Annotated in this window: 26 protein-coding genes and 1 pseudogene; 14 read left to right on the forward strand and 13 right to left on the reverse strand. The window is 73.3% G+C overall.

The genetic code is table 11. The features are described 5' to 3' along the window. Nucleotides 1–26: 26 nt before the first annotated feature. Entirely contained in the window at nucleotides 27–476 is a 450-nt protein-coding gene (locus ACN265_RS01365; protein WP_204925001.1) for a hypothetical protein, read from the forward strand. A 15-nt stretch (nucleotides 477–491) separates the two neighbouring features. On the opposite strand, the gene ACN265_RS01370 is transcribed toward ACN265_RS01365, so the two are convergent. Beyond that, nucleotides 492–1,892: an FAD-binding oxidoreductase gene (locus ACN265_RS01370; RefSeq protein ID WP_420116377.1), complete on the reverse strand. Its 1,401-nt coding sequence runs from the start codon at nucleotides 1,890–1,892 to the stop codon at nucleotides 492–494. A 35-nt stretch (nucleotides 1,893–1,927) separates the two neighbouring features. Here ACN265_RS01370 and ACN265_RS01375 point away from each other — a divergent pair, with 35 nt between their 5' ends. Next, nucleotides 1,928–2,200 carry a DUF4031 domain-containing protein gene (locus ACN265_RS01375; RefSeq protein WP_364309580.1) on the forward strand — a complete coding sequence of 91 codons (273 nt, stop codon included), beginning with the start codon at nucleotides 1,928–1,930 and terminating at the stop codon, nucleotides 2,198–2,200. A 14-nt stretch (nucleotides 2,201–2,214) separates the two neighbouring features. On the opposite strand, the gene ACN265_RS01380 is transcribed toward ACN265_RS01375, so the two are convergent. Continuing rightward, nucleotides 2,215–2,850, reverse strand: a complete 636-nt coding sequence (locus ACN265_RS01380; protein ID WP_421405786.1) for a metal-dependent phosphohydrolase — start codon at nucleotides 2,848–2,850, stop codon at nucleotides 2,215–2,217. A gap of 52 nt (nucleotides 2,851–2,902) precedes the next feature. On the opposite strand from ACN265_RS01380, the gene ACN265_RS01385 reads away from it, so the two are divergent. Both ACN265_RS01385 and ACN265_RS01390 read left to right on the forward strand, forming a co-directional pair. Then, the gene (locus tag ACN265_RS01385) at nucleotides 2,903–4,168 is read left to right on the forward strand and encodes an FUSC family protein (RefSeq protein ID WP_420116379.1); all 1,266 of its coding nucleotides are present in this window, start codon (nucleotides 2,903–2,905) and stop codon (nucleotides 4,166–4,168) included. A 57-nt stretch (nucleotides 4,169–4,225) separates the two neighbouring features. After that, nucleotides 4,226–5,708 (forward strand): annotated as a pseudogene (locus tag ACN265_RS01390) (PrsW family intramembrane metalloprotease); the annotation flags it as partial. A 35-nt stretch (nucleotides 5,709–5,743) separates the two neighbouring features. On the opposite strand, the gene ACN265_RS01395 reads toward ACN265_RS01390, so the two are convergent. Together ACN265_RS01395 and ACN265_RS01400 are read right to left on the reverse strand one after the other, a co-directional pair. Further along, nucleotides 5,744–5,911 (reverse strand): hypothetical protein, encoded by a 168-nt coding sequence (locus ACN265_RS01395; protein WP_204924719.1) that lies wholly within the window; start codon nucleotides 5,909–5,911, stop codon nucleotides 5,744–5,746. 104 nt (nucleotides 5,912–6,015) lie between these two features. Continuing rightward, complete coding sequence (locus ACN265_RS01400) at nucleotides 6,016–6,363, reverse strand: GroES family chaperonin (protein ID WP_204924720.1); 348 nt, start codon at nucleotides 6,361–6,363, stop codon at nucleotides 6,016–6,018. A gap of 105 nt (nucleotides 6,364–6,468) precedes the next feature. Between ACN265_RS01400 and ACN265_RS01405 the strand changes: the two genes are divergently transcribed. Beyond that, complete coding sequence (locus tag ACN265_RS01405; protein WP_421411310.1) at nucleotides 6,469–7,824, forward strand: AI-2E family transporter; 1,356 nt, start codon at nucleotides 6,469–6,471, stop codon at nucleotides 7,822–7,824. Between the two features lie 57 nt (nucleotides 7,825–7,881). Here ACN265_RS01405 and ACN265_RS01410 read toward each other — a convergent pair whose 3' ends face one another. Next, nucleotides 7,882–10,080, reverse strand: coding sequence for an ATP-dependent DNA helicase (locus ACN265_RS01410; protein ID WP_421405788.1), 2,199 nt, complete (start codon nucleotides 10,078–10,080; stop codon nucleotides 7,882–7,884). 141 nt (nucleotides 10,081–10,221) lie between these two features. Here ACN265_RS01410 and ACN265_RS01415 point away from each other — a divergent pair, with 141 nt between their 5' ends. The 4 genes from ACN265_RS01415 (at nucleotide 10,222) to ACN265_RS01430 (ending at nucleotide 13,566) form a co-directional block, all read left to right on the forward strand. Then, nucleotides 10,222–10,728 carry a DUF402 domain-containing protein gene (locus ACN265_RS01415; RefSeq protein WP_420116381.1) on the forward strand — a complete coding sequence of 169 codons (507 nt, stop codon included), beginning with the start codon at nucleotides 10,222–10,224 and terminating at the stop codon, nucleotides 10,726–10,728. A gap of 81 nt (nucleotides 10,729–10,809) precedes the next feature. Beyond that, complete coding sequence (locus ACN265_RS01420; protein WP_421405789.1) at nucleotides 10,810–11,811, forward strand: PPK2 family polyphosphate kinase; 1,002 nt, start codon at nucleotides 10,810–10,812, stop codon at nucleotides 11,809–11,811. 119 nt (nucleotides 11,812–11,930) lie between these two features. After that, complete coding sequence (locus ACN265_RS01425) at nucleotides 11,931–12,557, forward strand: DUF47 domain-containing protein (RefSeq protein WP_067311399.1); 627 nt, start codon at nucleotides 11,931–11,933, stop codon at nucleotides 12,555–12,557. 4 nt (nucleotides 12,558–12,561) lie between these two features. Continuing rightward, the gene (locus tag ACN265_RS01430) at nucleotides 12,562–13,566 is read left to right on the forward strand and encodes an inorganic phosphate transporter (RefSeq protein WP_204924724.1); all 1,005 of its coding nucleotides are present in this window, start codon (nucleotides 12,562–12,564) and stop codon (nucleotides 13,564–13,566) included. 54 nt (nucleotides 13,567–13,620) lie between these two features. Here the strand turns inward: ACN265_RS01430 and ACN265_RS01435 are convergent, their stop codons facing one another. Further along, nucleotides 13,621–14,589 (reverse strand): Gfo/Idh/MocA family protein, encoded by a 969-nt coding sequence (locus tag ACN265_RS01435; RefSeq protein ID WP_204924725.1) that lies wholly within the window; start codon nucleotides 14,587–14,589, stop codon nucleotides 13,621–13,623. Nucleotides 14,590–14,742: 153 nt separating this feature from the next. Here ACN265_RS01435 and ACN265_RS01440 point away from each other — a divergent pair, with 153 nt between their 5' ends. After that, nucleotides 14,743–15,690: an NUDIX hydrolase gene (locus ACN265_RS01440; protein WP_421405790.1), complete on the forward strand. Its 948-nt coding sequence runs from the start codon at nucleotides 14,743–14,745 to the stop codon at nucleotides 15,688–15,690. 350 nt (nucleotides 15,691–16,040) lie between these two features. On the opposite strand, the gene pstB is transcribed toward ACN265_RS01440, so the two are convergent. The 7 genes from pstB to ACN265_RS01475 form a co-directional block, all read right to left on the reverse strand. Then, a complete protein-coding gene (gene pstB / locus ACN265_RS01445) occupies nucleotides 16,041–16,817 on the reverse strand; it encodes a phosphate ABC transporter ATP-binding protein PstB (RefSeq protein ID WP_145921987.1) in 777 nt (258 codons plus the stop codon). A 17-nt stretch (nucleotides 16,818–16,834) separates the two neighbouring features. Continuing rightward, complete coding sequence (pstA, locus tag ACN265_RS01450; RefSeq protein ID WP_204924727.1) at nucleotides 16,835–17,923, reverse strand: phosphate ABC transporter permease PstA; 1,089 nt, start codon at nucleotides 17,921–17,923, stop codon at nucleotides 16,835–16,837. After that, entirely contained in the window at nucleotides 17,920–19,011 is a 1,092-nt protein-coding gene (gene pstC, locus ACN265_RS01455; RefSeq protein ID WP_088643170.1) for a phosphate ABC transporter permease subunit PstC, read from the reverse strand. Before pstC ends, pstA begins: the two co-directional genes overlap by 4 nt. Before the next feature lie 45 nt (nucleotides 19,012–19,056). Further along, a complete protein-coding gene (pstS, locus tag ACN265_RS01460) occupies nucleotides 19,057–20,160 on the reverse strand; it encodes a phosphate ABC transporter substrate-binding protein PstS (RefSeq protein WP_421405791.1) in 1,104 nt (367 codons plus the stop codon). A 324-nt stretch (nucleotides 20,161–20,484) separates the two neighbouring features. Then, on the reverse strand, nucleotides 20,485–21,408 hold the full coding sequence (mshD, locus tag ACN265_RS01465; protein ID WP_204924729.1) for a mycothiol synthase: 924 nt from the start codon (nucleotides 21,406–21,408) through the stop codon (nucleotides 20,485–20,487). A gap of 63 nt (nucleotides 21,409–21,471) precedes the next feature. After that, complete coding sequence (locus ACN265_RS01470; protein ID WP_420117265.1) at nucleotides 21,472–22,359, reverse strand: polysaccharide deacetylase family protein; 888 nt, start codon at nucleotides 22,357–22,359, stop codon at nucleotides 21,472–21,474. A gap of 175 nt (nucleotides 22,360–22,534) precedes the next feature. Next, nucleotides 22,535–23,251: a winged helix-turn-helix transcriptional regulator gene (locus tag ACN265_RS01475; RefSeq protein WP_088643167.1), complete on the reverse strand. Its 717-nt coding sequence runs from the start codon at nucleotides 23,249–23,251 to the stop codon at nucleotides 22,535–22,537. 273 nt (nucleotides 23,252–23,524) lie between these two features. Here ACN265_RS01475 and ACN265_RS01480 point away from each other — a divergent pair, with 273 nt between their 5' ends. The 4 genes from ACN265_RS01480 (at nucleotide 23,525) to ACN265_RS01495 (ending at nucleotide 26,743) form a co-directional block, all read left to right on the forward strand. Next, nucleotides 23,525–24,565 carry a hypothetical protein gene (locus tag ACN265_RS01480; RefSeq protein WP_420117266.1) on the forward strand — a complete coding sequence of 347 codons (1,041 nt, stop codon included), beginning with the start codon at nucleotides 23,525–23,527 and terminating at the stop codon, nucleotides 24,563–24,565. A 153-nt stretch (nucleotides 24,566–24,718) separates the two neighbouring features. Further along, nucleotides 24,719–25,498, forward strand: coding sequence for a DUF2993 domain-containing protein (locus tag ACN265_RS01485; protein WP_420117267.1), 780 nt, complete (start codon nucleotides 24,719–24,721; stop codon nucleotides 25,496–25,498). Nucleotides 25,499–25,613: 115 nt separating this feature from the next. After that, a complete protein-coding gene (locus ACN265_RS01490) occupies nucleotides 25,614–25,691 on the forward strand; it encodes an Ms5788A family Cys-rich leader peptide (protein ID WP_323135737.1) in 78 nt (25 codons plus the stop codon). Nucleotides 25,692–25,894: 203 nt separating this feature from the next. Beyond that, entirely contained in the window at nucleotides 25,895–26,743 is an 849-nt protein-coding gene (locus tag ACN265_RS01495; RefSeq protein ID WP_421405793.1) for a sulfurtransferase, read from the forward strand.

Consider the following 26,743-nt stretch of genomic DNA (forward strand, 5'->3'; position numbering starts at 1 on the left):
CACGCGCGCTCCTCGTCCCCGCCGTCATGACGGTCACCCTGACCGGCTGCGCGATGGTCGACCGGGAGGGCGGGTCCACAGCGGAGGGCCGGGGCGCGACGACAGCGCCGGGGGCGACCCGGGTCAGCCTGATGCAGAAACTCGGCGAGGACGGTCCACTGCGCTCGCTGACCGTCGAGCCGGACGGCCGGTGGGAGTGCGCCGACTGTGCCGGTGACGGGGTCACCTCGGCCGGTTCCCTGGACCCGGAGCAGGTCCAGCGGTTGCACCGGCTGCTGGCCGACCCGCGGCTGGCCCAGGAGACCGACCAGGCCCGCCGGTACCGGGCGACCTGCATCGACGCGTTGACGTCCAGCCTGCTCACCACGGCCGGCCTGATCACCTCGCAGGACTGCCCGGGTGAGGAACGACCGGCGGTTGCCGGCGAGATCCTGCTCCTGCTCACCCAGGCGACCCCGGCCGAGCCGACCCGCTGAGCCTTCCCGGCCCGCTCAGAACACCTTGCCCGGGTTGAACAGCCCGGCCGGGTCGAGCGCCGCCTTGATCGCCTGGTGCACCCGGACGCCGACCGGCCCGATCTCCCGGGCCAGCCAGTCCCGCTTGAGCAGCCCGACGCCGTGCTCGCCGGTGCAGGTGCCACCGAGTTCCAGCCCGAGCCGGATGATCTCGTCGAAGGCCCGTCGGCCCCGTTCCAGGCTCGCCGGGTCGGCCCGGTCCACCACGATGTTCGGGTGCAGGTTGCCGTCACCGGCGTGGCCGACCACCCCGATCGGCACCCCGCACTCGGTGGCGATCCGGGCCACCCCGTCCAGCAGCGTCGCGAGCGCCCCCCGGGGCACCGCCACGTCGTCGATGATCAGGCCGCCGTTGCCGTCCGGGTAGGTGTCGACGGCGAACTTCTCCATCGCCGGGTGGGCCAGCCGGCGGGCCTGCAGCAGCGCCGCCGCCTCCACCGCGTCGGTCGCCGCGTACACCTCCTGCGCGCCGGCCGCCGCGCAGACCTCGGCGATCCGGGCCAGGTCGTCCGCCGCCCGGGGGCCGGTGTCGGCGGCGGCGAGCAGCAGCGCCTGCGCGTCGGTCCGCAACCCCATCGGCCGGTACGCCTCGATCGCCCGCAGGTGCGTCCGGTCCAGCAGCTCCAGCAGGCTCGGGGTGAGCCCCCGCGCGGCGATCCCGGCCACCGCCGTACCCGCCCCGGAGGTCGAGCCGAAGACCGCCACCATGGTCAGCGACTCCTCCGGCGCGGGCCGCAGCGCCACGGTGACCTCGGTGATCACGCCGAGGGTGCCCTCCGCGCCGACGAAGAGCCGGGTCAGGTCGTACCCGGCCACGCCCTTGGCGGTACGCCGGCCGGTGCGCAGCACCTCACCGGAGGCCAGCACCACCTCCAGCCCGAGGACGTACTCGGTGGTCACCCCGTACTTGACGCAGCACATCCCCCCGGCGTTGGTGGAGACGTTGCCGCCGATGGTGGAGGACTCCCAGGACCCCGGGTCGGGCGGGTAGTACAGGCCCTGTTCCCGGACGGCGCGGGCCAGCGTGGCGTTCACCACGCCCGGCTGCACCACGGCGATCCGGGCCACCGGGTCGATCTCCCGGATCGCGGTCATCGCGACGGTGCTCACCACCACCGCGCCGTCCACCGCGTTCGCCGCACCGGCCAGGCCGGTCCGCGCCCCCTGCGGCACCACGGGTACGCCGTGCCGGGCCGCCGCCCGGACCACCGCCACCACCTGTGCGGTGTCCCGGGGGCGGACGACCACCAGCGGCGTGCCGGCGGCGCAGAGGTCCGCCTCGTCGCGCCGGTGCAGCCGGAGCAGGTCCGGGTCGGTGAGGACGGCCTCGTCGCCAAGGGCCGCCCGCAGGTCGTCGAGGAGGGGGGAGCCAGCCATGCGGCCGAGGCTAACCGGCGGCTAGATTGGCCGCCATGCTGTACCTGGACCGGCCCGCCTGGCCGTGGCGCGGTCGGCTCTGGTCGCACCTGATCAGCGACGTCTCCCCGGCCGAGCTGCACGTGTTCGCCGAGACGCTGGGGGTGCCCCGGCGCGGGTTCGACCGGGACCACTACGACATCCCCGCCGACCGGTTCGCCGTGGCGGTGTGGCTCGGTGCCCGGGTGGTGCCCAGCCGGGAGATCGTCCGCCTGCTGTACGCCTCCGGCCTGCGCCGCCCCAAACACCTCAACCCGGGGCGCCGGTGACGCCGGACGGTGGATCAGCGTAGAGACGCCAGCTCGCGGCGGAGGTTGGCGCGGGCCGGTTCCTCCCACCGGGCGGCCAGCGGGGGCAGCCGGAACAGGGCGGGCAGGGCGAGCAGCCCGTCGAGGACCCGCGCCCGGCCGGTACGGAAGTCCGCCTCGGGCACGTGTGCGTACTCGGCGCGGATCGCGGCGGCGTACCCGTCGTACACCTCGGGGGGTGTGGCCAGGACGGCCAGGTCGGCGTCGCAGAGCAGCGCGCCGTCGCGGTCGCCCGGGGTGACCAGGTGCCCGGCGGTGAGCAGCACCAGCCGGCGGACCTCGGCCACCGTGGCGGCCGGCACCCCCAGCCCGGTGAGCAGGGTGCCGGCCAGCTCCGCGCTGGCCCGTTCGTTGGCGTCGGCGGCGGCGCGCGGGTCGTAGACGGCGTCGTGCGTCCACGCGGCGAGCGCGACCCGTTCCGGCCGGTCCGCCAGGTCGGCGTGCCGGTCGACCACGTCCAGCACCGCTCGCAGGTGGTGCGCCGTGTGGTAGCGCCGGTGCGGCTCCCGCCAGCGGGTCAGCAGGTCGGCCCCGGCGGCGGTCAGCGCCGGCCCGTCGACGGCCCCGGCGGCGAGCGCCGCCGCCACCCACCTGTCGATCAGCTCGGTCACCCGGACGATTGTGCCGCAGGGATGAACCGCTGCGACGTGGGTAGTCCCCGCCATGGCGCTGGCCCGGGACCGACAACCGTCGCTGCTGCGTCGGGCCGGGCTGCGGGACGCCGGGAACGACGTCGACACCGCGCGGATCGCCGGCGCCATGGCCTACCTGCGCACCCGGGGCCGGGCCACCCTGCACGACCGGCTGCACCAGGTGCACCTGGCTCTGGGCCTGGCCGTACAGGCGGGCCTGGCCGCCGCGCTGGCCTGGATCGTGTCGCACCACCTGCTGGGCAACCCGCAACCGGTGTTCGCGCCGATCTCGGCGGTCGGCACCCTGGCGGCCTCGGTGGGCCAGCGGCTGCGCCGGACGGTGGAGCTGATCGTCGGGGTGGCGGTCGGGGTGTTCCTCGGCGACGTGCTGATCTACTTCCTCGGCACCGGGGGCTGGCAGCTCGGGTTGGTGGTGACCGCGGCGATCGTGCTCACCACCTTCTTCGGGGCCAGTGTCGCGGTGGTGATCCAGGCCGCCGCGACGGCCGTGCTGATCGTCACGCTGAGCCCGTCCACCGAGGATCTGGAGCTGCCCCGGTTCGTCGACGCGTTCGTCGGCGGTGGCATCGCGTTGCTGGTCACCGCGCTCCTGCTGCCGCTCAACCCGCTCCGGGTGATCAATCGGGCGGCCCGGCCGGCGCTGGACCTGCTCGCCGACCAGCTCGACGTCTGTGCCCAGGCGTTGCGCGACCGGGACCGGGGAGCCGCCCAACGGGCACTGGACCGGCTCCGCGAGAACAAGGAGGAGTTGGCCACCTTCACCGAGGCCATCGAGGGGGCCAAGGAGACCAGCACGCTCTCCCCGGCCCGCTGGCACCGGCGCAGCGAACTGACCCACTACGCCGAGGCGGCCGAGCCGATCGACCGGGCGATGCGCAACAGCGGCACCCTGATCCGGCGATCGGTCACCATGATCGAGGACGACGAGCCGGTACCCGACCCGATGCCGGACGCGGTGGTCCACCTGGCCGAGTCGGTCCGCCTGCTGCGGCACGAGTTCGCCGTCGGGGACGAGCCGGAGCGGGCCCGGGAACGGTCACTGCGCGCGGTCAGCGAGGCCGGCCGGGCGTACGACCAGGGGGTCGGGTTCTCCGGCAGCGTGGTGATCGCCCAGGTGCGTACCACCGCCAGTGATCTGCTGGTCGCCTCGGGGATCGAGCAGGAGGACGCCAACCGGCTGATCCGGCAGGCGTTCGGCGACAGGGAGAAACCGGGCGGTAGTCCGGCCGAGCGGCAAGCCGCCCCGAAACCCCCGACCGCGCCGCCGCTGGGCTGACCCGGCCCCGGACCGGGCCGCCCCCGACCGGGCCGGTCCACCGGGCACCGGGAGAGCCCGGCCGAACGGGCCGGGGATGACTACGCTGATCCACATGGCCGACACCCCGCCCGGCGGGCCCCCGCCGCCGCCCGCGCCCGCCGTACCGTCGCCGGACGCCGCAGCGCCCCGGATGCCGCTGCGCCGGCTCGGCTGGCGGCGGGTCCTGGTGCTGGCCGGGGTGGTGCTGCTGATCGCGGCCTGCGCGGTCTACATGCTCTACACGCTCGGCTCCAACCTGGGTCTGGACGCGCTGCTGGTCGGGGTGACCGCGGCGATCCTGCCGGTGCCCGTCCTGGTGGCCTGCTTCCTCTGGCTCGACCGGTACGAACCCGAACCGCTGAAGTACCTGATCTTCTGCTTCGCCTGGGGCGCGTTCGTCTCGACCGCCGCGTCGCTGACCGTCAACAACAGCTTCGCCGCCCTGTTCAAGGACTGGGGGGTGTCGTCGTCGCTGACCGGGGTGCTGGTGGCCCCGTTCATCGAGGAGCTGACCAAGGCGCTCGGCCCGATCCTGCTGCTGATCTTCCGCCGCCGGGAGTGGTCCGGGATCACCGACGGCCTGGTCTACTGCGGGCTGTCCGCCGTCGGGTTCGCCATGGTGGAGAACATCCTCTACCTGGGTGGCCTCGGGTACGCCTCGGGCGTCGACCAGTGGGGGCCGGCCACCGGCGTACGCAACGTCATCGTCATCTTCATCTCGCGGATCCTCTTCTTCGGCTTCGCCCACCCGCTGTTCACCTCGATGACCGGGGTGGGGCTGGGCATCGCCGCCCGCACCGCCGACCGGCGGGTACGGGTGCTCGCCCCGATCGCCGGCCTGCTGCTGGCGATGATGCTGCACGGCACCTGGAACCTGATCCCGACGCTGGTCCAGGCCACCGGCCAGGCGGTGATCTTCTTCTACGGGATGGTCGCGGTGATGGTGCCGATCTTCTTCGGCATGGTCGGTTTCGCGGTCTGGCTGCGCGCCTGGGAGGGGCGGCTCACCGAGCGGACCCTGCCCGACTACGTGCGGGCGGGCTGGTTGAGCCCGCCCGAGGTGGCCGCCCTGGGCAGCCTGGGCCGCCGGCACGCCGCCCGCACCTGGGCGCGGCGGGTCGGTGGGGACGCCGGACTGCGCGCGATGCGCGGCTACCAGTTCGCCGCGACCCGGCTGGCGCTGCTGCGCGACGGGATGCGGCGCGGCCTGGACCGCAAGCCGGCGGAGCGGGAGAACACCCTGCGGGAGGAGCGGCAGCTGCTGGAGACGATCGCGGCGTACCGGTCGTTCTTCGTCGGCCGGGACCCGCAGACGCCGGTGGGGGTCTGGGACGGGCAGCGCTACCACCTGCGGTTCCCCGACGGCACGCAGCGGGTCGTCGACGCCCCGGACTCACCGGTGGTGCCGATCCCGGTGGTGCTGGCCCCGCCGCCGCCCCCGGCCTATCCGGCCGGCTACGGCCCGCCCGGCTGGTACGGTCCCCGCCCGGCCGCCCCGTGGCCGCCCGGCCGGTACTGACCGGCCCCGGGCGGGGTCAGGCCCGGCGGGCGGGGTCAGGTCATCAGGGTGGTGAGGAAGTCGCCGAGGCCCTGGGCCATCGCCATCAGGGCCGCCCCGATCCCCTTGAACATCTGGGCCGCCCCGTCCGGGCGGAACGCCATGAAGTAGATCAGGAAGGCGACGCTGCCCCAGAGCAGCACCTTCTTCACGAGTACCGGCATCGTCCCTCCCCAGGGCACCTGGACGTGCCTGGCTTCCCGCCGGGAAGCGGGACAAACCGGTAGACCACCCGGGACGGCTCCCGAGGGCCGGGGAGAAACCGGACCTACAGGTAGAGGCCGGTGCTGCCGGTGGACTCGCTCTCCACCCGTTCGGCGGCGACGGCGTGCACGTCCCGCTCGCGCAGCAGGACGTACCCCCGGCCGTGCAGTTCGACCTCGGAGCGGTCGTCCGGGTCGAAGAGCACCCGGTCGCCGGCCACGACGGCGCGTACGTGCGGACCCACGCCCACGGCGGTGGCCCAGGCCAACCGCTTGCCGACGGCGGCGGTGGCCGGGATGACGATGCCTGCGGTGGAGCGGCGTTCGCCCTCGCTGCCGTCCACCTTCACCAGCACCCGGTCGTGCAGCAGGCGGATCGGCAGGCCGGTGTCGAGGTTCGGGTCGGCGGTCACGCCAAGACGCTACCGTGTGGGCCGGTGACGTCCGTGCGGTGGTTGAGCCGATGCGGCGTGGGGCAATGAGTGGCGAAACTGCCCTACGGTGGCGGGCGTACGGACATACCCTGTCCGGGCCGTCGCCGTGGGCGTCCCGGTGTCGTTTCTCAGGAGGTGCGCTTGAGCCGCTTCGAGCGGGTACGCGGCCGACTCCGCCGCGCCTACGAGTCCGGACGGGAGTCGGTCCGCGCGGGGCGCGCCGATCCGACCGACGCGCCCGAGGGGGCCGGAGTGGCCACACCCGCGTCCCCCGGCCCGCCGGCCGCCCCGTCGGCGACGGTGGTCGGGGTCGAACCCCCGGCGGCCATGCACAACTCCACCTCCAGCCGCGACGACGCCGACGTGCCGCACGCGCTGCGGATCGCCGCCGCCTGGTCGTGGCGGTTGATCGTGATCGGCGTGGTCACCTGGGCGCTGCTGAGGATCGTCGGGACGATCAGCATCGTGATCATCCCGCTGGCGGTGGCGCTGCTGCTCTCCGCGCTGCTCGCCCCGGCGGTGGGCTGGCTGCTGCGGGCCCGGTTCCCCCGGTCGCTGGCCACCGCGGTGGTGATGGTCGGCGGGCTGGCCGCGGTGGTGGGCACGCTGACCCTGGTGGTCAACGAGTTCATCCAGGGCGTGCCGGAGCTGAGCGAGAAGTCGTCGCAGGGCGTCCGGCAGATCCAGGACTGGCTCAAGACCGGCCCGCTGCACCTGTCGGACAGCCAGCTCAACCGCTACATCGAAGAGGCGCAGGGCTGGATCAACGGCAACACCGAGAGGTTCACCAGCGGGGCGCTGGCCACCGCCGCCACCCTGGCCGAGGTGCTCACCGGCGCGATCCTGGTGCTCTTCGCCACCTTCTTCTTCCTGCGTGACGGCAGCCGGATCTGGCGCTTCCTGGTCCGGCTGCTGCCGGTCGCCGCCCGGTGGAAGGTCGACGACGCCGGCCGGGCCTCCTGGGCCACGCTCGGCGCCTACGTGCGGGCCACCGTGCTGGTGGCGTTCATCGACGCGGTGGGCATCGGCATCTTCCTGGTCGTCTTCGACATCCCGTTCGCCTTCCCGCTGGCCGCGCTGGTCTTCCTCGGCGCGTTCATCCCGATCGTCGGGGCCGCCCTCTCCGGCGGGGTGGCGGTGCTGGTGGCGCTGGTCGACAGCGGCCCGGTGACCGCCCTGATCATCCTGGGCGTGGTGATCGGTGTGCAGCAGGTCGAGGGGCACCTGCTGCAACCGTTGATCATGGGTCGGGCGGTGGCCATCCACCCGCTCGCGGTGATCATCGGGATCGCCGCCGGGGTGGTCCTCGCCGGCATCACCGGCGCGCTGGTCGCGGTGCCGCTGATCGCGGTGCTCAACACCGCCGTACGCCGGCTCGCCGCCCGCAGCGTGCCCGACACCCCACCGGACGCCGTGGTGGTCGCCTCCCAGGCGCCCTGACCCGGACCGGCCCGCCGCCCGTTCCCCGCCGGGGAGCGGGCGGCTGCCGTGCGGGGGTCAGGCCTTGGCCAGGCGCTCCAGCGCGCCCCGGGCCACCTCGGGCCGGGTGGTGTACCAGAACGGGGGCAGGGAGCGGCGCAGGAACGGCCCGTAGCCACGCGCCGTCTCCAACCGCGAGTCGAGGACCGCGACCACCCCCCGGTCACCGGTGGCCCGGATCAGCCGGCCCACCCCCTGCGCCAGCCGGACCGCCGCGATCGGCACGCTGACCGCCGAGAAACCGGACCCGCCGCCCGCGTCCACCGCCGCCGCGCGGGCCGCCGCCAGCGGCTCGTCGGGACGCGGGAACGGCAGCCTGTCGATCACCACGAGCTGGCACGAGTCGCCAGGAACGTCCACCCCCTGCCAGAGCGACATCACCCCGAACAGGCAGCTCGACCGATCCTCGCGGAACCGCCGCACCAGCAGCGGCAGCGCCTCCTCGCCCTGGAGCAGCACCGGCAGGTCGGTGCGCGCCCGCAGCAGCTCCGCCGCCTGCTGCGCGGCCCGCCGGGAGGAGAACAACCCGAGGGTACGGCCACCGAGCGCGCCGACCAGCCGCAGCAACTCCTCACCGGCCGCCTCGGGCAGCCCGGAGACGCTGGGCCGGGGCAGGTGCGCGGCGACGTACAGGATGCCCTGCCGGGCGTAGTCGAACGGTGAGCCGACGTCGAGCGACGACCAGCCCGGCCCCGACGTGGCCGGTACGACGCCGGTGGCGGCCCGGCTGCCCGGGGCGCTCGCCACCCCGCCGGCATCCGGGCCGGCGGCCCCGACCGCCGTACCGCCGCCGACGACGCCTGTCGACCGGCCCGCGGCGGCGGTGGCCATCGCGGCGGCGGCCGGGGACGGCGGGGCGGGGGTCGGCGCCTCCAGGCCGAGCGCCCGGGCCACCGTGTCGAACCGGCCGCCCAGCGCCAGCGTCGCCGAGGTGGCGACCACGGTGCGTTCGTCGTACAGGTGGGTGGCGAGGGTGCCGGCGACGGACAGCGGCGCGACCACCAGCGCCCGGCGGCTGCCGTTGTCCGGCTTCTCCACCCAGGCGACGTCGTGGTCGGCCTCCTCCAGCAGCCGCTGCGCGGTGGTCGACAGCTCGTCGAGCACCGCCTTGGCCTGCTGCTTGCGGACCGGGTCCGGATCGTCGGCCTTGATGTCGCCGATCGCGTCGAGGGCGGCCCGGGTGGCCGCGTCCAGCAGCGTGCACGCCTCGCGCAGCGGGCCGGGCAGGCCGCCGGTGAGCCGGCCGGCCGGAGCCTCGGCCAGCCCGACGGCGAGCGCGTCGCCGGCCTCGGTGAGCCGGTCGGCGACGTCCGGTCGCAGCAGCGGGCGGGCCCGTCGGGCGGAGCGGTCGATCTGCTCCGGCACCAGCTCGGCCTGGGCGGCCGAGGAGACCCGGTCGGCCAGCTCGTGCGCCTCGTCGACGATCAGCAGCTTGTGCGGCGGCACGATGTGCCGGCCGGCCAGCATGTCCACCGCGAGCAGGCTGTGGTTGGTGACCACCACGTCGGCCTCGCGGGCCCGGGCCCGCGACGCCTCGGCGAAACACTCCTGGCCGAACGGGCAGCGCGACGCCCCCACGCACTCGCGGGCCGGCATCGAGACCAGCCGCCACGCCTGGTCGTCGACGCCCGGGTCCAGCTCGTCCCGGTCGCCGGTGTCGGTCTTCTCGGCCCAGTCGCGCAGCCGCTGGATCTGCTTGCCCATCCGGCCGGCCTCGCCGAGCCACTTCGTCCCGCCGGCGGGCCGCTCGGCGGGGGCGTCGAAGAGAGTGTCCTCCGGCTCGTCCTCGGTGGAGTTGTCCAGCCGGGCCAGGCAGAGGTAGTGGTGCCGCCCCTTGAGCACGGCGAAGGTCGGGCGGCGGCCGAGCAGCGGCTCGACCGCGTCGGCGAGCCGGGGCAGGTCGTGCTCGACCAGTTGGGACTGCAACGCCAGGGTGGCGGTGGAGACCACCACCGGCCCGTCCACGGTCAGCGCGGGGGCGAGGTAGCCCAGCGACTTGCCGGTGCCGGTGCCGGCCTGCACCAGCAGGTGCTCACGGGCGGCGACGCTGCGTTCGATCGCCTCGGTCATCTGCTGCTGGCCCGGCCGGGTCGCGCCGCCGGGCACCGCGCCGACCGCCGCCGCCAGCAGCTCGGTGCCGCTCGGCCGGCCACCGCGCCGTCGGCCGGAGCGGGCCGAGGGGGTGCTGGGGCCGGCGGCGGTACGGGGCGGAGTCACCGTGCGACGGTACCCGCCGCCGCCGACAGTGGACGTGCCGCCGCCTCCCCGCGTGGCGCGGTCACCGTCCGGATTGTCGTGACCTCGGACGGGTCAACTCGCTGCGGCGGGGAGGGGCCGGAATCGGCTAGGGTGCGATTCATGCCGAGCGACGTGGTCCGCGTGATCTACCGCAAGTACGACGGCAGCGCCCACCGCGACTACCCGGCCCGCCGGCTGGCCGAGGACGACCTCGGGGTGTGGCTGGGGGTGACCGAGGGCACCGCCTCGGTCTACCACGGCCGGCCCTCGGTGGAGCAGATCCCCTTCGTCCTGCTGGTGCCGCACCACGCCTGGTGGACGTGCATGTTCAACCCGCCGCCCCGGACCAGCGAGGTCTACTGCGACATCGCCACCCCGGCCCGCTGGGAGGGCGACGACACCGTCCACCTGGTCGACCTCGACCTGGACGTGGTGCGCCGCCGGACCACCGGTCTGGTGGAGCTGCGCGACGAGGACGAGTTCGCCGAGCACCGGGTCCGGTTCGGCTATCCGGACGACGTGGTGGCGCAGGCGCAGGCGGCGGCGGCGAGGCTGCTCACCGCCCTCGGCGACGGCACCGAACCGTTCGCCTCGGCCTACCGGAAGTGGCTGGCTCTGGTGGTCTGACCTGGGCGTGGCCCGACCGACGCTGGGTCACCAACCGATTCCCGGGAGGCGGCCGGTGCGGTGGTGGGCGAGGATCGGGGGATGCGCGCAGACGAGGAGACGGAGGTCGTCGTACCCGAGGGGGCGACGATGCGGCAGTTGTTGCGGGTGCCCGGTGGTGGCGGCCCGGTCGACCTGGGGGCGGTCGATCCCCGGGCCACCCCGGGGTTGCCCGCCGTGGCGGGCCGGGGCCGGGACCGTAAGCCGTGGGCCCGCCGGCAGGTGGAGCTGGTCGGCACCGGGTTGGCCCGGCAGCAGGAGATGCTGTTCGCCACCGCGCGGGCGGCCGGCGAACCGGGCCCGTCGGTGTCAGCTCCCGCCAGGGACGGGGCGCGGCTGGGCCGGGGCCGGCCGGGTCGGCTGCTGCTGGTGCTCCAGGCGATGGACTGCGGGGGCAAGGACGGCACGGTGAAGCGGGTGGCCGGCGCGATGAACCCGCTCGGCCTGCACATCCGCTCGTTCGGGCCGCCGACCCGGCAGGAGTTGCGGCACGACTTCCTGTGGCGGGTCCGCCGGGCGCTGCCCCCGCCCGGGTACGTCGGGGTGTTCAACCGCTCGCACTACGAGGACGTGCTGGTGGCCCGGGTCGACGCCCTGGTGCCGGAGCAGACCTGGCGGGCCCGCTACGACCAGATCAACGCCTTCGAGCGGGAGTTGACCGACGGCGGGGTGACCGTGGTCAAGGTGATGCTGCACATCTCGCCGGACGAGCAGGCGCGGCGGTTGGCGCAGCGGCTGACCGACCCGACGAAGTACTGGAAGTACCAGCCCAGCGACCTCGACTCCCGGGCCCGCTGGGACGACTACCAGGCCGCGTACGCGGAGGCGCTGGGGCGGTGCGACACGGACGCCGCGCCCTGGTTCGTGGTCCCGGCGGACCGCAAGTGGTACCGGGACTGGGCGGTGGCGCACCTGCTGCGGGAGACGTTCGAGGGTCTTGATCTGGGGTATCCGGCTGCCGGTTTCGACGTGGAACGGGAGCGCCAGCGGTTGGCGAGTGGCGGTGGTGACGGCCGAGGTGAACAGCAGGTGAACGAGCGGTGAATCGGTTCTGACCAGGGGTAGGCCGGCGGAGACCCGCTCCGGTGGGGTACCTAGCATGCATCAGCGGACGCCCCCTGGGGCGGCGGCCACCCTTCCACCGACACGACGAGGTCCGTGCTGTGAAGTTTTCCTTCCGTCCCACCGAGGGCGCTTTCTACGAGCTCTTCACCAGGGCCGCGCAGAACCTGGTGAAGGGCACGGAGCTGCTCAACGAGCTGGCCCTGCCCGGCGTCGACGTGCAGTCGGTCAGCGAGCGGCTGACCGAGGTCGAGCACGACAGCGACCAGATCACCCACGATCTCTACAAGAAGATCAACTCCACCTTCATCACCCCGTTCGACCGGGAGGACATCTACCGGCTGGGCTCGCTGCTCGACGATGTGATGGACCACCTGGAGGCGGTCGGCAACCTGCTCTACCTCTACGGGCTCACCAAGCTCCCGTCGCTGCCGCGCGAGCTGCACGAGCTGGTCAACGTGCTCGACCTCCAGGCCAAGCTGACCGCCGAGGCGATGCCCCGGCTGAAGTCGATGAAGGATCTCGAGGACTACTGGATCGAGTGCAACCGGCTGGAGAACGACGGCGACCAGGCGTACCGGATGCTGCTGGTCCGGCTCTTCTCCGGCGAGTACGACGCGCTGACCGTGCTGAAGATGAAGGAGGTCGCCGACGAGCTGGAGGCCGCCTGCGACGCCTTCGAGCACGTGGCGAACACCGTCGAGACCATCGCGGTCAAGGAGTCCTGATCCTGTGAGTCCCGAACTCATCGCCGTGCTGGCGGTGATCGCGGTGGCCCTGGCGTTCGACTACACCAACGGCTTCCACGACGCCGCCAACGCGATCGCGACAAGCGTCTCCACCCGGGCGCTGACCCCCCGGATCGCCCTGGGCCTGGCCGCGGTCGGCAACTTCGTCGGCGCGCACTTCGGTGCCGGCGTGGCCAAGACCGTCGGCGACGGCCTGGTCACCCTCCCCACCGGGGTGGGCAGTCTCGGGGTGGTCTTCGCCGGGGTGCTCGGCGCGATCGCCTGGAACCTGATCACCTGGTACTTCGGCCTGCCGTCGTCGTCCTCGCACGCGCTGTTCGGCGGGCTGGTCGGGGCGACCCTGCTCTCCACCGGTGGCGTGGTGCAGTGGGTCACCATCGGCGAGAAGGTCATCCTGCCGATGGTGCTCTCCCCGATCATCGGCCTCACCCTCGGTTACCTGCTGATGCTGGCCATCCTGTGGGCGTTCCGTAAGGGGCAGCCGGGCAAGCTCAACCGGGGCTTCCGCTGGGCGCAGACCGCCTCGGCGGCGGCCATGTCGGTCGGCCACGGCATGCAGGATGCGGCCAAGACCATGGGCATCGTGGTGCTGGCCCTCTACACCGGCGGATTCCAGGACGACAAGACGCACATCCCGGGCTGGGTCTTCTGGACCTCGGCGACCATGCTGGCGCTCGGCACGTACGCCGGTGGGTGGCGGATCATCCGGACCCTCGGCCGTAAGATCATCGACCTGGGTCCGCCGGAGGGCTTCGCGGCCGAGACGGTGGCCAGCGCGGTGCTCTACTTCAACGCCCTGGTGCTCAAGGCCCCGATCTCCACCACCCACACGATCACCTCGGCGATCATGGGGGTGGGCGCGACCAAGCGGCTGTCCGCCGTCCGCTGGAACGTGGCCGGCAACATCGTGCTCGCCTGGATCATCACGTTCCCGGCCGCCGCCCTGATCGCCTGCCTCACCTACCTGCTGGTCCGCCCGCTGTTCTGACCGCCGTCGCCGAGGGGTGCCCCGACCCCGGGGTGCCCCTCGGCGACGCCGTGCTCAGGCGTAGTCGACGCCGATCCGGCCCCGGATGTCGTCCAGCAGGGCCATCACCTCCAGCGTGACCGCGTGCGGCACCAGCGGGCTCTCGGTCAGCCCGGCCGCCAGACAGCGCTGCACCTCGGCGGCCTCGTACTGGTAGCCGCCGCCGGCCGGGTCGTCGGTGAGCGTCTCCGGCTCGGCACCGGCCCGGTGCAGCACCGCCGAACCCGGCCGGAAGAACGGCTCGGGCAGCTCGATCCGGCCGGTGGTGCCGGTGATCGCGGCGGTCAGCGGGGTCGCCCCCACCATGCCGCAGCCGAGCGTGGCGACCGCACCCGAGTCGTACCCGAAGACGATGCCGGTGTTCTCGTCCACCCCCTCCGGGCTGAGCTTCGCCCACGCCTGCACGTGCTGCGGCACGCCGAGCAGCAGGTGCGCCAGGCTCACCGGGTAGACGCCCAGGTCCAGCAGGGCGCCGCCGCCCAGCGCCGGGTTGCGCATCCGGTGCTCCGGCGGGAACGGCCCGGCCACCCCGAAGTCGGCCCGCACACTCGTCACCTCGCCGATCGCCCCGGCCCGGACCAGCTCGACCAGGCGCAGGATCAGCGGGTTGCAGCGCATCCACATGGCCTCCATCAGGAAGACCCCCCGGGCCCGGGCCAGCTCGACCAGCTCGGTGCTGGTGGCCAGGTCCAGGGTGAACGGCTTCTCCAACAGCACCGCCCGCCCGGCCTCCAGGCAGATCCGGGCGGCCTCGTGGTGGGCGGCGTGCGGGGTGGCCACGTATATCGCGTCCAGCCCGTCGTCGGCCGCCAGCTCGGCCCACGAGCCGTACGCCCGGTCGGCCCCGTAACGGCCGGCGAACTCCTCGGCGCTCCCGATGGTCCGTGAGCCGACCGCGACCAGCTCGGCCCCCGGCACCAGCCCGAGGTCCTCGGCGAACCGGCCGGCGATGTGGCCGGTGGACAGAATCCCCCAACGTGTCATGCGCCCACGCTAACCCGCCGCTCGTCGCCGGTCGGCGGCCTGCCGCCGTCGTCCCGCCCGGCGGGGCCCGCCGGCCGGGGGCCGGGCGGGGGTCGGGCAGGGGCGGGGTCGCCGATCCGGGGGCGGTCCGGGCGGCGGGGCTAGGCTCGGCGCATGACGATCGACGGCACCGGTTTCCCCGCCCCGCCGGCCCTGGTCGAGCACGCCCGTCGGTTCCACGCCGAGGGCGGCACCCCGGCGGCACCCCGGGTCGCGGCCACCGTGCTGCTGCTCCGCCCGGCCGGCACCGACTTCGAGGTGTACGTCATCCGCCGGGTCGCCGCGATGGCCTTCGGCGGCGTGTACGCCTTCCCCGGCGGCGGTGTCGACCCGTCGGACTCCGAGGCGCACCTGGACTGGGCCGGGCCCGACCCGGCAACCTGGGCGGGGCGGCTGGGTGTCACGCCCGAGGCCGCCCGGGCGGTGGTGTGCGCCGCCGCGCGGGAGGTCTTCGAGGAGGCCGGGGTGCTGCTGGCCGGCCCCGACCCGGACACCGTGGTGGGCGACGTCAGCGGTGACGACTGGGAGGCCGCACGGCAGGATCTGGAGGCACGTCGGCGGGGCTTCGCCGGGCTGCTCGCCGAGCGGCAGCTCACCCTGCGGTCCGACCTGCTGCTGCCGTGGAGCCGGTGGATCACCCCGGAGTTCGAGCCGCGCCGCTTCGACACGTACTTTTTCGTCGCTCTGCTGCCCCGGGGGCAGCGGACCCGGGACGTCTCCGGCGAGGCCGACCACACCATGTGGGTCCGCCCGGCGGACGCCCTGGCCCGCGCGCGGGCCGGCGAGCTGACCATGCTCCCGCCCACCCTGGTCACCCTGGCCGAGGTGGTCGCCGCCGCTGCCGGTGGCGCTGCTGTGTCGGCCGGCGGCGTCACTGCCGACGGTGCCGTCGCTGCTGCCGGCGGTGCCGTCGCTGGTGGCGGTGGCGTGGCTGCCGGCGGCGCTGGTGGCGGTGGCCTGGCTGCGGTGGCGCGTGCCTCGGCGGCCCGGGACGCGGCCACCCCGGTGACCCCCCGCCTCCACGTTGCCGAGGACGGCACCCCGCACTTCACCCTCGCCTGACCCGCTGCCTTTCGCGTCGGGCGGGCGGTCCGGGGCTGCCGGCCCCGCTGCACCCGGTTCCGCCGCGCTCCACCGTGCAGGTCCACCGAGTGCGCGCCCGGCGGCGACCGGCGACCCCCGCCTGGACTGTCGCCACTCGGACCCTTTAGAGCTGATGACGCTGACGACTCACCGGCACCGCCGGTGCGGGCAGTTCGCCGTGCCACCGGGCAGGAGCACCCGTGCGGGCGGTCGGGCTGGTGACGTCGCCGGGCGGGTGAGTCGTTGAGGTCATCAGGTCGAAAGGACCCGCAGGGGTATTCCGGGGGAACCCCCACCGCTGCGGCGGTCGCCCCCGGAGCGGGCGGGGGTCAGCCGAAGCGGCCGGTGATGTAGTCCTCGGTCTTCTTCTGGCCGGGGTTGCTGAAGATCTTCTGGGTGTTGTCGTACTCGATGAGTCGGCCGGGGTCACCGGTCTTCTCGATCGAGAAGAAGGCGGTGCGGTCGGAGACCCGGGCCGCCTGCTGCATGTTGTGGGTGACGATGATGATGGTGAACTTGTCCTTGAGCTGGAACATCAGGTCCTCGATGGCCAGCGTCGAGATCGGGTCCAGCGCCGAGCAGGGCTCGTCCATCAGCACCACCTGCGGCTCGACCGCGATGGTCCGGGCGATGCACAGCCGCTGCTGCTGACCGCCGGACAGGCCCGCGCCGGGCTTGCCGAGGCGGTCCTTGACCTCGTCCCACAGGTTCGCCGCGCGCAGCGCCTTCTCGGCGGCCTCGTCCAGGATGGACTTCCGGCGGACCCCGTTGAGCCGCAGCCCGGCCACCACGTTCTCGAAGATGCTCATGGTGGGGAACGGGTTCGGGCGCTGGAACACCATGCCGATCATGCGGCGGACGGCGGTCACGTCGACGTCGCGGTGGTAGACGTCCTGGCCGTCGATGGTCAGGCTGCCCTCGACCCGGGCGCCCGGCAGCACCTCGTGCATCCGGTTGATCGACCGCAGGAAGGTCGACTTGCCGCAGCCGGACGGCCCGATCAGGGCGGTGACCGTCTTCGGCTCGACCGTCAGGTTGATGTTCTCGATCGCCTTGAAACCGCCGTAGTACGCGGTCACGTCGGTGGCGTCGATGCGCTTGGCCATGGTGGTACCTCCGGGGTTCATCGGCCGAGCCGGTTGCGGCGGGCCAGCAGCTTCGCGGCGACGGTCAGGACGAGCACGAGGACGACCAGGGTCAACGCCGCGGTCCAGGCCCGTGCCGGGGAGTACTTCGACGCCTCGCCGGCCTGCTGGTAGACGAAGAGGGCCAGCGACGACTGGTTGTTCTCGAACGGGTTGAAGTTGATCGCCGCACCACCACCGGCGACGAGCAGCACCGGGGCGGTCTCACCGGCGGCCCGCGCGATGGAGAGCATGATGCCGGTGACGATGCCGGGCAGCGCGGTCGGCAGCACCACCCGCAGGATGGTCTTCCACTTCGGCACGCCGAGGGCGTACGCACCCTCCCGCAGCGGCGCGGGGACCAGCCGCAGCATCTCCTCGGTGGAACGGACCACCGTGGGCAGCATCAGCACGCTCAACGCCAGCGCGGCAGCGAAGCCGGAGAAGCCGGGCTGGCCGTCGTTGAACCACGGGGACACGATCAGCACCCAGAAGGCCAGCACGAACAGGCCGGTGACGATGGACGGGATGCCCGTCATCACGTCGACGAAGAACCGGATGGTGAAGGCGAACCGGCCCCGGCCGTACTCGACGATGTAGATCGCGCAGAGCACGCCGAGCGGGACGGTGATCGCGGTGGCGATGCCGACCTGCTCCAGGGTGCCGACGATGGCGTGGTACGCGCCGCCGTTGGCGTCCCGGGCCCCGATGTTGTTCATCGAGCTGCCGAAGAAGTCGCCGTCGAGCCGGGCGGTGCCCTTGCTGACCAGCGTCCACACCACCGAGGCCAGCGGCAGCACGGCCAGCACCAGGGCGGAGTGGATCAGCGCGCTCCAGAACCGGTTGCGGGCCGAGCGTCGGCCCTCCACCGCGTTCGCCGCGACGAAGAGACCGGTCAGGTAGAGCAGCGCGCCGAGCACCACGACCAGGACCGGGCCGCCGAGGTCGACGCCGTAGACGATGCCGGCGGCGACCAGCAGGGCCAGCACCGCCAGGGCGGGGGCGGCGTACCCGGGCAGGCGTTTCGCCCGCAGGCTGTCCGGCTGGGCCGGCGGGCGGGAACGGCGGGGGGTGAGGGTGGTGGTCATGCGGCCGACTCCGTGAACTCGCGGCGGCGGTAGATGATCGCCCGCGCGGTGATGTTGACGACCAGCGTGATCGCGAAGAGCACCAGGCCGGAGGCGATGAGCGCGCCCCGGCCGGTCTCGTTCGCCTCCGCGAACCGGTTGGCGATGTTCGCGGCGATGCTGTTGCCGCCGTTGGCGAGGATGTTGAACGAGATGGCGTACGTCGAACCGAGGGTGAGCGCGAGCGCGATGGTCTCGCCGAGCGCCCGGCCGAGGCCGAGCATGACGGCGGCGATGATGCCCGGCCGGCCGTACGGCAGCACCGCCGTGCGCAGCATCTCCCAGCGGGTGGCGCCCAGCGCGAGGGCGGCCTCCTCGTTGGCCGTCGGGGTCTGGAGGAACACCTCGCGGGAGAGTGAGGTGATGATCGGCAGCACCATGATCGCCAGGACCAGCGACCCGAGCAGGATCGAGTTGCCGTACGGGCCGTCGCCGAAGATCGGAATCCAGCCGAAGTACCTGTTCAGCCAGGCCGACAGGTCGGCGACCGGCCCGACCAGGTAGTCCCGCCCCCACAGGCCGAACACCACGCTCGGCACGGCGGCCAGCAGGTCGATCACGAAGCCCAGCGCGGTGCCGAGCCGCCGGGGCGCGTAGTGCGACAGGTAGAGGGCGATGCCCAGCGCCACCGGCACCGCGACCAGCAGCGCCAGCAGGGCGGTGAGCACGGTGCCGAAGGCGAGCGCGCCGATGCCGAACGTGGGTGGGTCGTCGTTGGGGAACCAGCCCTCGAAGGTCCAGAAGTTCGCACTGTTGGCCCGCAGCGCCGGCACGGCCTTGGCGATCAGGAAGACCGCGATGGCCGCGATGATGACCAGCACGGCGACGCCGGCGGCCAGGGTCACGCCACGGAACGCCCGTTCCGCGCCGAACGCGCGGGCCCGGGGCAGCCCGCCGCCTCCGCCGAGGCCACGGTCGTCATCGGGGGTACGGGGGCTGACTGGTGCCTCGGCCACACGCGCCGAGGCACCGGCGGACCGCTCGTGACCCAGGGTCACGGGGTGTCCGCCGGTGCCGGCGTGTGCCGAGCGGTGAGGGGTTTCACCCATCTGCTCGCTCGCTTCGACTTGAGGGGGTGTTGTCGCTCGGGACGGTCAGGCCAGGTTCTTGACCGCGGCCTCGACCTTGGTCCGGACCGAGTCGGGCAGCGGGGCGTAGCCCAGCTCGACCAGCTCGGCCTGGCCCTCGGTGCTGGCGGCGTGGCCCAGCAGGCCCTTGACCAGCGGCAGCTTGTCGGCGGCGATGCCCTTGCTGCACACGATCTCGTAGGTCACCAGGACGATCGGGTACGCCCCGGCCTCCTTGGTGGCGTAGTCGATCGACATCTTGAGGTCGTCGCCCTGGCCCTCGATCTTGGCCCCGGCGATGGTCTTGCCGGCCGACTCGGCGGTCAGCTCGGCGTACTCGCCGGCCCCGTTCTGCACCTTGGCCTTCTTCAGGCCGGAGTTCTCGGCGTACGACCACTCGACGTAGCTGATCGTGCCCTCGGTGCTCTTGACCTTGGAGGCGACACCGTCGGACTTGGGGGCACCGAGGCCACCGGGGGCCTTCCACGCCTTGTTGTTGCCGAAGGTCCACTCGGCCGGCGCGGTCTTCGACAGGTACTTGGTGAAGTTGTCGGTGGTGCCCGACTCGTCGGAGCGGTGCACCGTCTGGATCGCCGAGGCCGGGAGCGTGGCGTTCGGGTTGTCGGCCTTGATCGCCGGGTCGTCCCACTTGGTGACCTTGCCGGCGAAGATCTGCGCCAGGGTGGTCGGCTTGAGCTGGAGGTTGTCCAGGCCGCCGACGTTGTAGACGACCGCGACGGGGCCGATCACCATCGGCAGGTTGAGCGCCGCGCCGCCGGTGCACTTGGCGTCGGCCTGCGGCTGCTCCTCCGGCTTGAGGGCGGAGTCGGAACCGGCGAAGTCGGCGGTGCCGGCGATGAACGCCTGGATGCCCGCGCCCGAGCCGGTCGACTCGTAGTTGATCGTGGTGCCGCTGCACTTCTGCTGGTACGCCTTGATCCACTCAGCCATGGCGTTCTTCTGCGCGGAGGAGCCCTGCGCGTTCAGGGTGCCCTTGCCGCAGTCGGCCGCGCTGGCCGAGCCGGAGGCGGAGGCGCTGGCCGGCTCGTTGTTGTCCGAGCCGCAGGCGCTGAGGCCGAGGACCGCAGTAAGAGCGAGGCAGGCAATGGCGCCGTGCCGCTGGAGCTTCACCTGAGGGGTTTCCCTTCACGTCTTTGGTCAGGTCGCCCGGATGGGGCCCGAGTGCCGGCGCTGACCGGCTGACACGAAAGCTAGAAGTGCCAGGTAGACGGTTCGCCGGTCGGAAGTGAACGGGGCATGAACAGCCCCGGCCGGGAAGGTGACCGCTGCCTGAGGGAGGGTTGTCCGTTAGGTGAACTGCCGTCCCGGTATCCGCATTGATGCGACATATCCGGGCAGTCGTTATCCGTGCGTGGCCCCGCCGTTACCGCACGGAGACAACGCCGGTCATGACCCCGGCCGGTCACCGGCCGGGGTGGAGTGGACGGGAGAGCGTCAGCCCAGGTGGTAGTTGACGTGCCCGCACCAGCGGGCGAACCCGAGCCGTTCGTAGAGCGCGACGGCGGCCGTGTTCGACTCGTCGACGTAGAGCATCACCCGGTCCAGCCCGCGCCGGTCCCGCAGGTAGGCCAGGCCGGCCGTGGTGAGCGCCCGGCCCAGGCCGCCGCCGTGGGCGTCCGGGTCGACCCCCACCACGTAGACCTCACCGGTACGGGCCGAGCCCGGCCGCTCGTGCACCTTGGTCCAGTGGAAGCCGAGCAGCCGCCCGGCGGAGTCGACGGCGAGCAGGAAACCGTCCGGGTCGAACCACGACTCGGCCAGTCGGGCCCGCAGGTCGTCGGTGGTCCACCGGCCCTGCTCGGGGTGCGTGGCGAAGGCACGGGCGTTGAGCGCGAGCCAGGCGTCGTCGTCCGCACCGGGGCGGAAGGACCGCAGCGTCACCCCGTCGGGCAGGTGGGGTGGCGACACCGGGGCGGTCAACGAGCGGCGCAACTGCCAGAGCACCCGGGCCCGGGTGAAGCCGAGGTCGACGGCGAGCGCCGCGGCGGACGGGTGGTCGCCGTGCGCCCAGGCCCGCAGCGGGCCGGTGGCCGCCGCGAGGACGCCCCGGACCAGCGCCCGTCCGGTGCCCCGCCGCCGGAGGGCCGGGTGCACCACCAGCTCCACCCCGACCCCGGACTCCGGCTCGGTGGTGTCCAGGTGGGCGTACCCGGTCAGGGTGCCGTCTGCGGCGCGGGCGGTCAGGTGCCCGGCCGGCGCGTGCGGGTCACGCAGCCGCAGCAGGGTGTGCTCGTCGAACGGGTCGGCCCCGTCGGCGTCGCCGCCGAGCCGGGCCAGGGCCAGCACCTCGGTCACCTCGTCCGGGGTGAGGCGGTCGGTGCGGGCCACCCGGTCGACGGTCGGTTCGACGCTGCTCATCCCGCCACCGTAGTCCGCGTCGCCCGCCCGGTCGGCCCCGCCGGCTCAGTTGGCCCTGCCGGCTCAGTTGGCCCCGCCGGGCGGTAGCGCCTCAAGCTGGAACCGGCCGGTCAGGTCGGGCAGCAGCCGACGCAGCGCGTCCACGGTGCCCTGCCGGTCGCCACCGGCGTCGTGCATGAGCACGACCGCGCCCGGCCCGGTGTCCCGGGAGACCGTCGCGGTGATCTTCGCGGCCCCGGGGACCTGCCAGTCGTTGGGGTCGACGGTCCAGTGCAGCGGGGTCATCCCCAGCCCCTCGGCGACCGACACGACGGGGTAGGTCCAGGCCCCGCCGGGCTGCCGGAAGTAGCTCACCGGGGCGTCCGGCACGGCGGCGTGGATGGCGTCGTTGGTGCGGATCAGGTCGGCCCGGATCAGGGCGGGGGAGCGCTTGCCGAGCAGTACGTCGTGGTGCCACGAGTGGTTGCACAGGGTGTGCCCGTCGGCCACGATCGCGCGGATCAGGTCCGGGTGGTCCTGGGCGTTCTCGCCGACCACGCAGAACGTCGCCTTGACCCCGTACGCGCGCAGCACCTCCAGCACCTGCGGGGTGTACGTCGGGTCGGGGCCGTCGTCGAAGGTCAGCGCGACCTCACCGGTGCCGGTGCTGGCGTGGCTGCCGAACGGGCCGTCACCGCCGCTGGCCGGCTGCGGCGTGTCCGGGTCGGCCCCCGCGGTGGGGGTGCCGGCCGGGCTGGACCCGTCGGGGCGGGTGGCGGGCGGCGCGGCCGGGTCGGCGGGTTGTTCGCCGTACTGGGCCCCGTCGACCTGCGCCGACGCGCCGAGAGGCTGACGGGGCGGGTCGGGGATCATGCTGCGGCCGAGCGCGTACGCGGACCCGAGCAGGGCGGCCAGCACCAGCGTGACGACGCCAACCGTCCCGACGGTCCCACTGGTCGACCGGGTGCGCATCAGCGCCACCGCCGGTCCGGATCGCGGGACGGCCCTCTCGTCGCCCCCGTGGTCAGTGCACGCACCGTAGCCCCTCTCGCCCCTGCTGATTACGGCACCAAGAATAGAACCGACAACAGGGGCAAAAGGGGCGTATGGAAATAGTCCTATCGGGGTGCGGTAATACCGCCCGGGATCAGACCGGCAGCGGCGCGGGCTCGGACTCGGGCAGCGACCGGGACGACGGCGGGACCACGAACTTGTAGCCCACCTGGCGGACCGTGCCGATCATCGACTCGTACTCCGAGCCGAGCTTGGCCCGCAGCCGCCGGACGTGCACGTCCACCGTCCGGGTGCCGCCGAAGTAGTCGTAGCCCCAGACCTCGCGCAGCAACTGGTCCCGGGTGAACACCCGGCCCGGGTGCTGGGCGAGGAACTTGAGCAGCTCGAACTCCTTGTAGGTGAGGTCGAGCGGCCGGCCCTTCAGCTTCGCCGCGTAGGTGTCCGGGTCGATGTTCAACTCGCCGGCCCGGATCGAGCCGCCGGCCCCGGACGTGGCGTTGCTCAGCCGACCCACGGCGAGCCGCAGCCGGGCCTCCACCTCGGCCGGCCCCGCCCCGGCCAGGATCACGTCGTCGACGCCCCAGTCGGCGTTCAGGGCGATCAGGCCGGCCTCGGTCACCACCGCGACCAGCGGCACGCCCAGGCCGGTGGCGTGCAGCATGCGACAGGTGGCACGGGCCTCGCTCAACTCGGACCGGGCGTCGACCAGCACCGCGTCCGGGCTGGGCCCGGAAACCAGGGTGCGGACGTCACGCGGTGCGGTACGGACCGAATGCGGCAACAGGTCGAGTGCCGGCAGCACCGCCGAGGGCTCACCTGCGCGCGCGGTCACCAGCAGCAGGAGCTCCACACGATCACCTCCGTCCCGGCGGCCCTTCGGCCGCACGCGACCAGCTGCCCCGCGGGTGGGCAGGGCGCTGAGAACTTGCGTGGGTCCCGGCGTCGCTGACGGGCGGGTAACAGCCTGAGCCTAACCGATTGCGCCGCTGTCACCTCGGCGTCCTTTCCTTTTTGTCGGATCTGCCCGTGATCACCGGTCAGGTTTTAACGTCGCCGAAACCGTGATCCCCGTCGGGCACCCCGTGATCCCCGCCGATCCCCGTCGGTCTGGCACGATCGGGGCGTGTTTCCCTCCACCTCGCCCGAGACCGGCCGTGACCCGTGGGCCGACGACGCCCCCGACGGGCCCGCCGGCCCGGCCGGAGGGCCCGCACCCGGTCCCGCCCCCGACGACGACGCCGGGGGCCGCCGCCAGCGCGGCCCACGCCGGTTCCGCAAGGGCGGCCAGCCGCGGCGCAGCGAGGACGACGAGGTCGAGCCGGACGAGGAACCGGTCGAACCGGTCGAGGTGCGCCGGCCGCTCTCGCTGACCGTCGCCGGTTTCGCCGCCCTGCTCGGCGTCGGCCTGGTGCTCGGCGCGCAGACCGCCGGCCCCGGTCACCGGCTGCCGTTCGCGATCATCGTGTTCGGCGTGCAACTGCTCTTCGTGCTGGCCTGGACGATGGCCATGCGCCCGCCGGCGCTGCTGCTGGTCGCGCTGACCAGCGGCGTGGTCGCCGCTGCGGCCGACGTCGCCGCCGTGCAGACCGACGTGGCCGGGCTGGCCCCGCTCGGGTACGTGGCGCTGGGCGGGTTCCTGGTCGGGGTGCTCGGCCAGCTCGTGCGCCGGGTGGACCGGGTCCGGGTGACCGACTCGCTCGGCACCACCCTGCTCATCGTGGTCGGTGTGGTGGCGTTCGCCACCCTGATCACGCTCAGCCGGATTCCCGCCGGCACCCAGGCGATCACCGTCTGCCTGGTCGCCGCCGGCGTCGCCCTCACCGTGGCCCGGCTCACCGACGCCGTGCTCGCCTGGCCCCGGCTCGCGCCGCAGGTGCCCCGGGGGGCCGCCGGGGTGGTCGTCGGGGCGATGGTCGGCACCCTCACCAGCGCCCTGCTCGGCAGCTACCTGGTCGGCTTCACCCCGACCAGCGCCGCGGTGATCGGTCTGGTCACCGCGGCCACCGCCGTGCTGGCCGACCTCGCCGTCGGCTACGCCGAGGCGGGCCGGTTGATGGCCGGCGAGCCACCCACCATGTGGATCGCCCGGCACATGCAGGGACCGCTCGGCGGGTTCGCGCTCGCCGCTCCGGCGGCGTACGCCATGTGTGTGCTCTTTCTCTGATCCTCCGACGCCGGCTGAGGCCGGCTGACGGCGGTGGGGCGCGCGGCGCGATTGGGCGCGGCGGCGCTCGGGTAGTACCGGTGCGCCGCGGGCGGCGGCATCGATGACCGGCACGTCGCGTACCCGCGACGGCGACGACGGACGGAGACGGGCGTGGCGCAGACGTACGAGGAGCGGCCCCGGCGGCGCGGGCGCAGGTGGCTCGTCGTACTTGTCGTCCTGGTGCTGATCCTGGGCGGGTTGCTGGTGGTGGCCGACCGGGTGGCGGCCGGGCTGGCCGAACGCGCCATCGCCGACCAGGTGCAGCAGGCGATCACCGATCAGGACGCCAGCTCCGCGCCGCCCCAGGTCGACGTGGGCGGCTTCCCGTTCCTCACCCAGGTCGTCGACGGCCGGTACGAGCGGATCTCCATCGTGCTGACCGACGTGCAGGGGTCGGTGGAGGGCAACGCGGTCAGCCTGCCCCGACTCGACGTGGACGCCCGCAACGTGCGCGCCCCGCTGGACACCATCCGCTCCGGGCAGGGCGAGGTGGTGGCCGAGACGGTGGCCGGCACCGGCACGGTCACCTACGACAGCCTGGCCAAGCTGCTGGACCGGCCGGGGCTCAAGCTCGGTGAGCAGAACGGCAAGCTCGCCGTCACCGCGCCCGTCGACATCCTCGGCCAGAAGCTCACCGTCACCGGCACCGCCGAGGTCACCGTGGCCGACGGCGGGAAGGTGTCGCTGAAGTTCAGCGATCTCAACGCCCAGGGGCTGCCGGCGGTGCCGCTGGCCCGGACCCTGCTGAACAACTACGCCCGGGGCATCTCGGTCGACGTGCCCCTGCCGTCGCTGCCGTTCCAGCTCAACGTGCGCAAGGTCGAGCCGCGTCCGGAGGGGCTCGCGGTGACCGCCGACGCGAAGGACGTCCCGATCAACTCGCCGAGCTGACTCGCCGCTCAGTCGTGGACGCGGACCCGCCCGGCGCTGCCCGCCAGGTGGGCCTGCGTCCCGCATGTTGGTCGTGAGCTGGCACTCTCCGGGACGGCTGGTAGGCTCCGAGCCCATGGGGACGCACCTCACCAAACGGCGCGCGGTCGACCTGTGCCGCGTGGCCACCTGCCTGTGTCGCTCCGTCATCTGACGGCGGGGCTGTCTCCGGCCGCCTAGCGGCCACCGCACCCAGGGTCCTTCCGACCTTCGGTGCCAACCCTCCGAAACGCCCGGCAGCGGCGCCGTCGCACGAACCCGTGATCCGTTCCTCTATGGGTCCCGCGCATGGTGCGACATCACCGATCTCCACCACCCGCGCTGGCTCACCACCCATCCTCACCAGGGAGTGATCTGATGAGTCGCGACACCGCACTCGTCTCGGCCGAATGGGCCGAGAAGAACCTCGACGCCCCGGGCGTCGTCTTCGTCGAGGTCGACGAGGACACCTCGGCCTACGACACCGGCCACATCGCCGGCGCGATCAAGCTCGACTGGAAGACCGACCTGCAGGACCAGGTCCGCCGGGACTTCGTCAACAAGGCCCAGTTCGAGGCGCTGCTCTCCGAGCGGGGCATCGGCAACGACGACGTCGTGGTCCTCTACGGCGGCAACAACAACTGGTTCGCCGCGTACGCGTACTGGTACTTCAAGCTCTACGGCCACCGCGACGTCAAGCTGCTCGACGGCGGTCGCAAGAAGTGGGAGCTGGACGCCCGCCCGCTGGTCACCGACGCGGTCACCCGCCCGGCCACCCAGTACGTCGCGCAGGAGCCGGACACCTCGATCCGGGCCTTCCGCGACGAGGTCGTCGCCGCGATCGGCACCAAGAACCTGGTCGACGTGCGCAGCCCCGACGAGTTCGCCGGCCGGCTGCTGGCCCCCGCGCACCTGCCGCAGGAGCAGGCGCAGCGGGCCGGGCACATCCCCACGGCGATCAGTGTGCCGTGGTCCAAGGCGGCCAACGAGGACGGCACCTTCAAGTCCGACGACGAGCTGCGCAAGATCTACGCCGACGCCGGGCTGGACGACGGCAAGGAGACCATCGCCTACTGCCGGATCGGCGAGCGCTCCTCGCACAGCTGGTTCGTGCTGCAGGAGCTGCTCGGCCACCCCAACGTGAAGAACTACGACGGTTCCTGGACCGAGTACGGCTCGCTGGTCGGCGTGCCGGTGGCGCTCGGCGACGAGCCCGGGGAGGCCTGA

Origin of the sequence: Micromonospora sp. WMMD730, from assembly GCF_049178955.1 — a bacterium.
Lineage (GTDB): Bacteria > Actinomycetota > Actinomycetes > Mycobacteriales > Micromonosporaceae > Micromonospora > Micromonospora wenchangensis.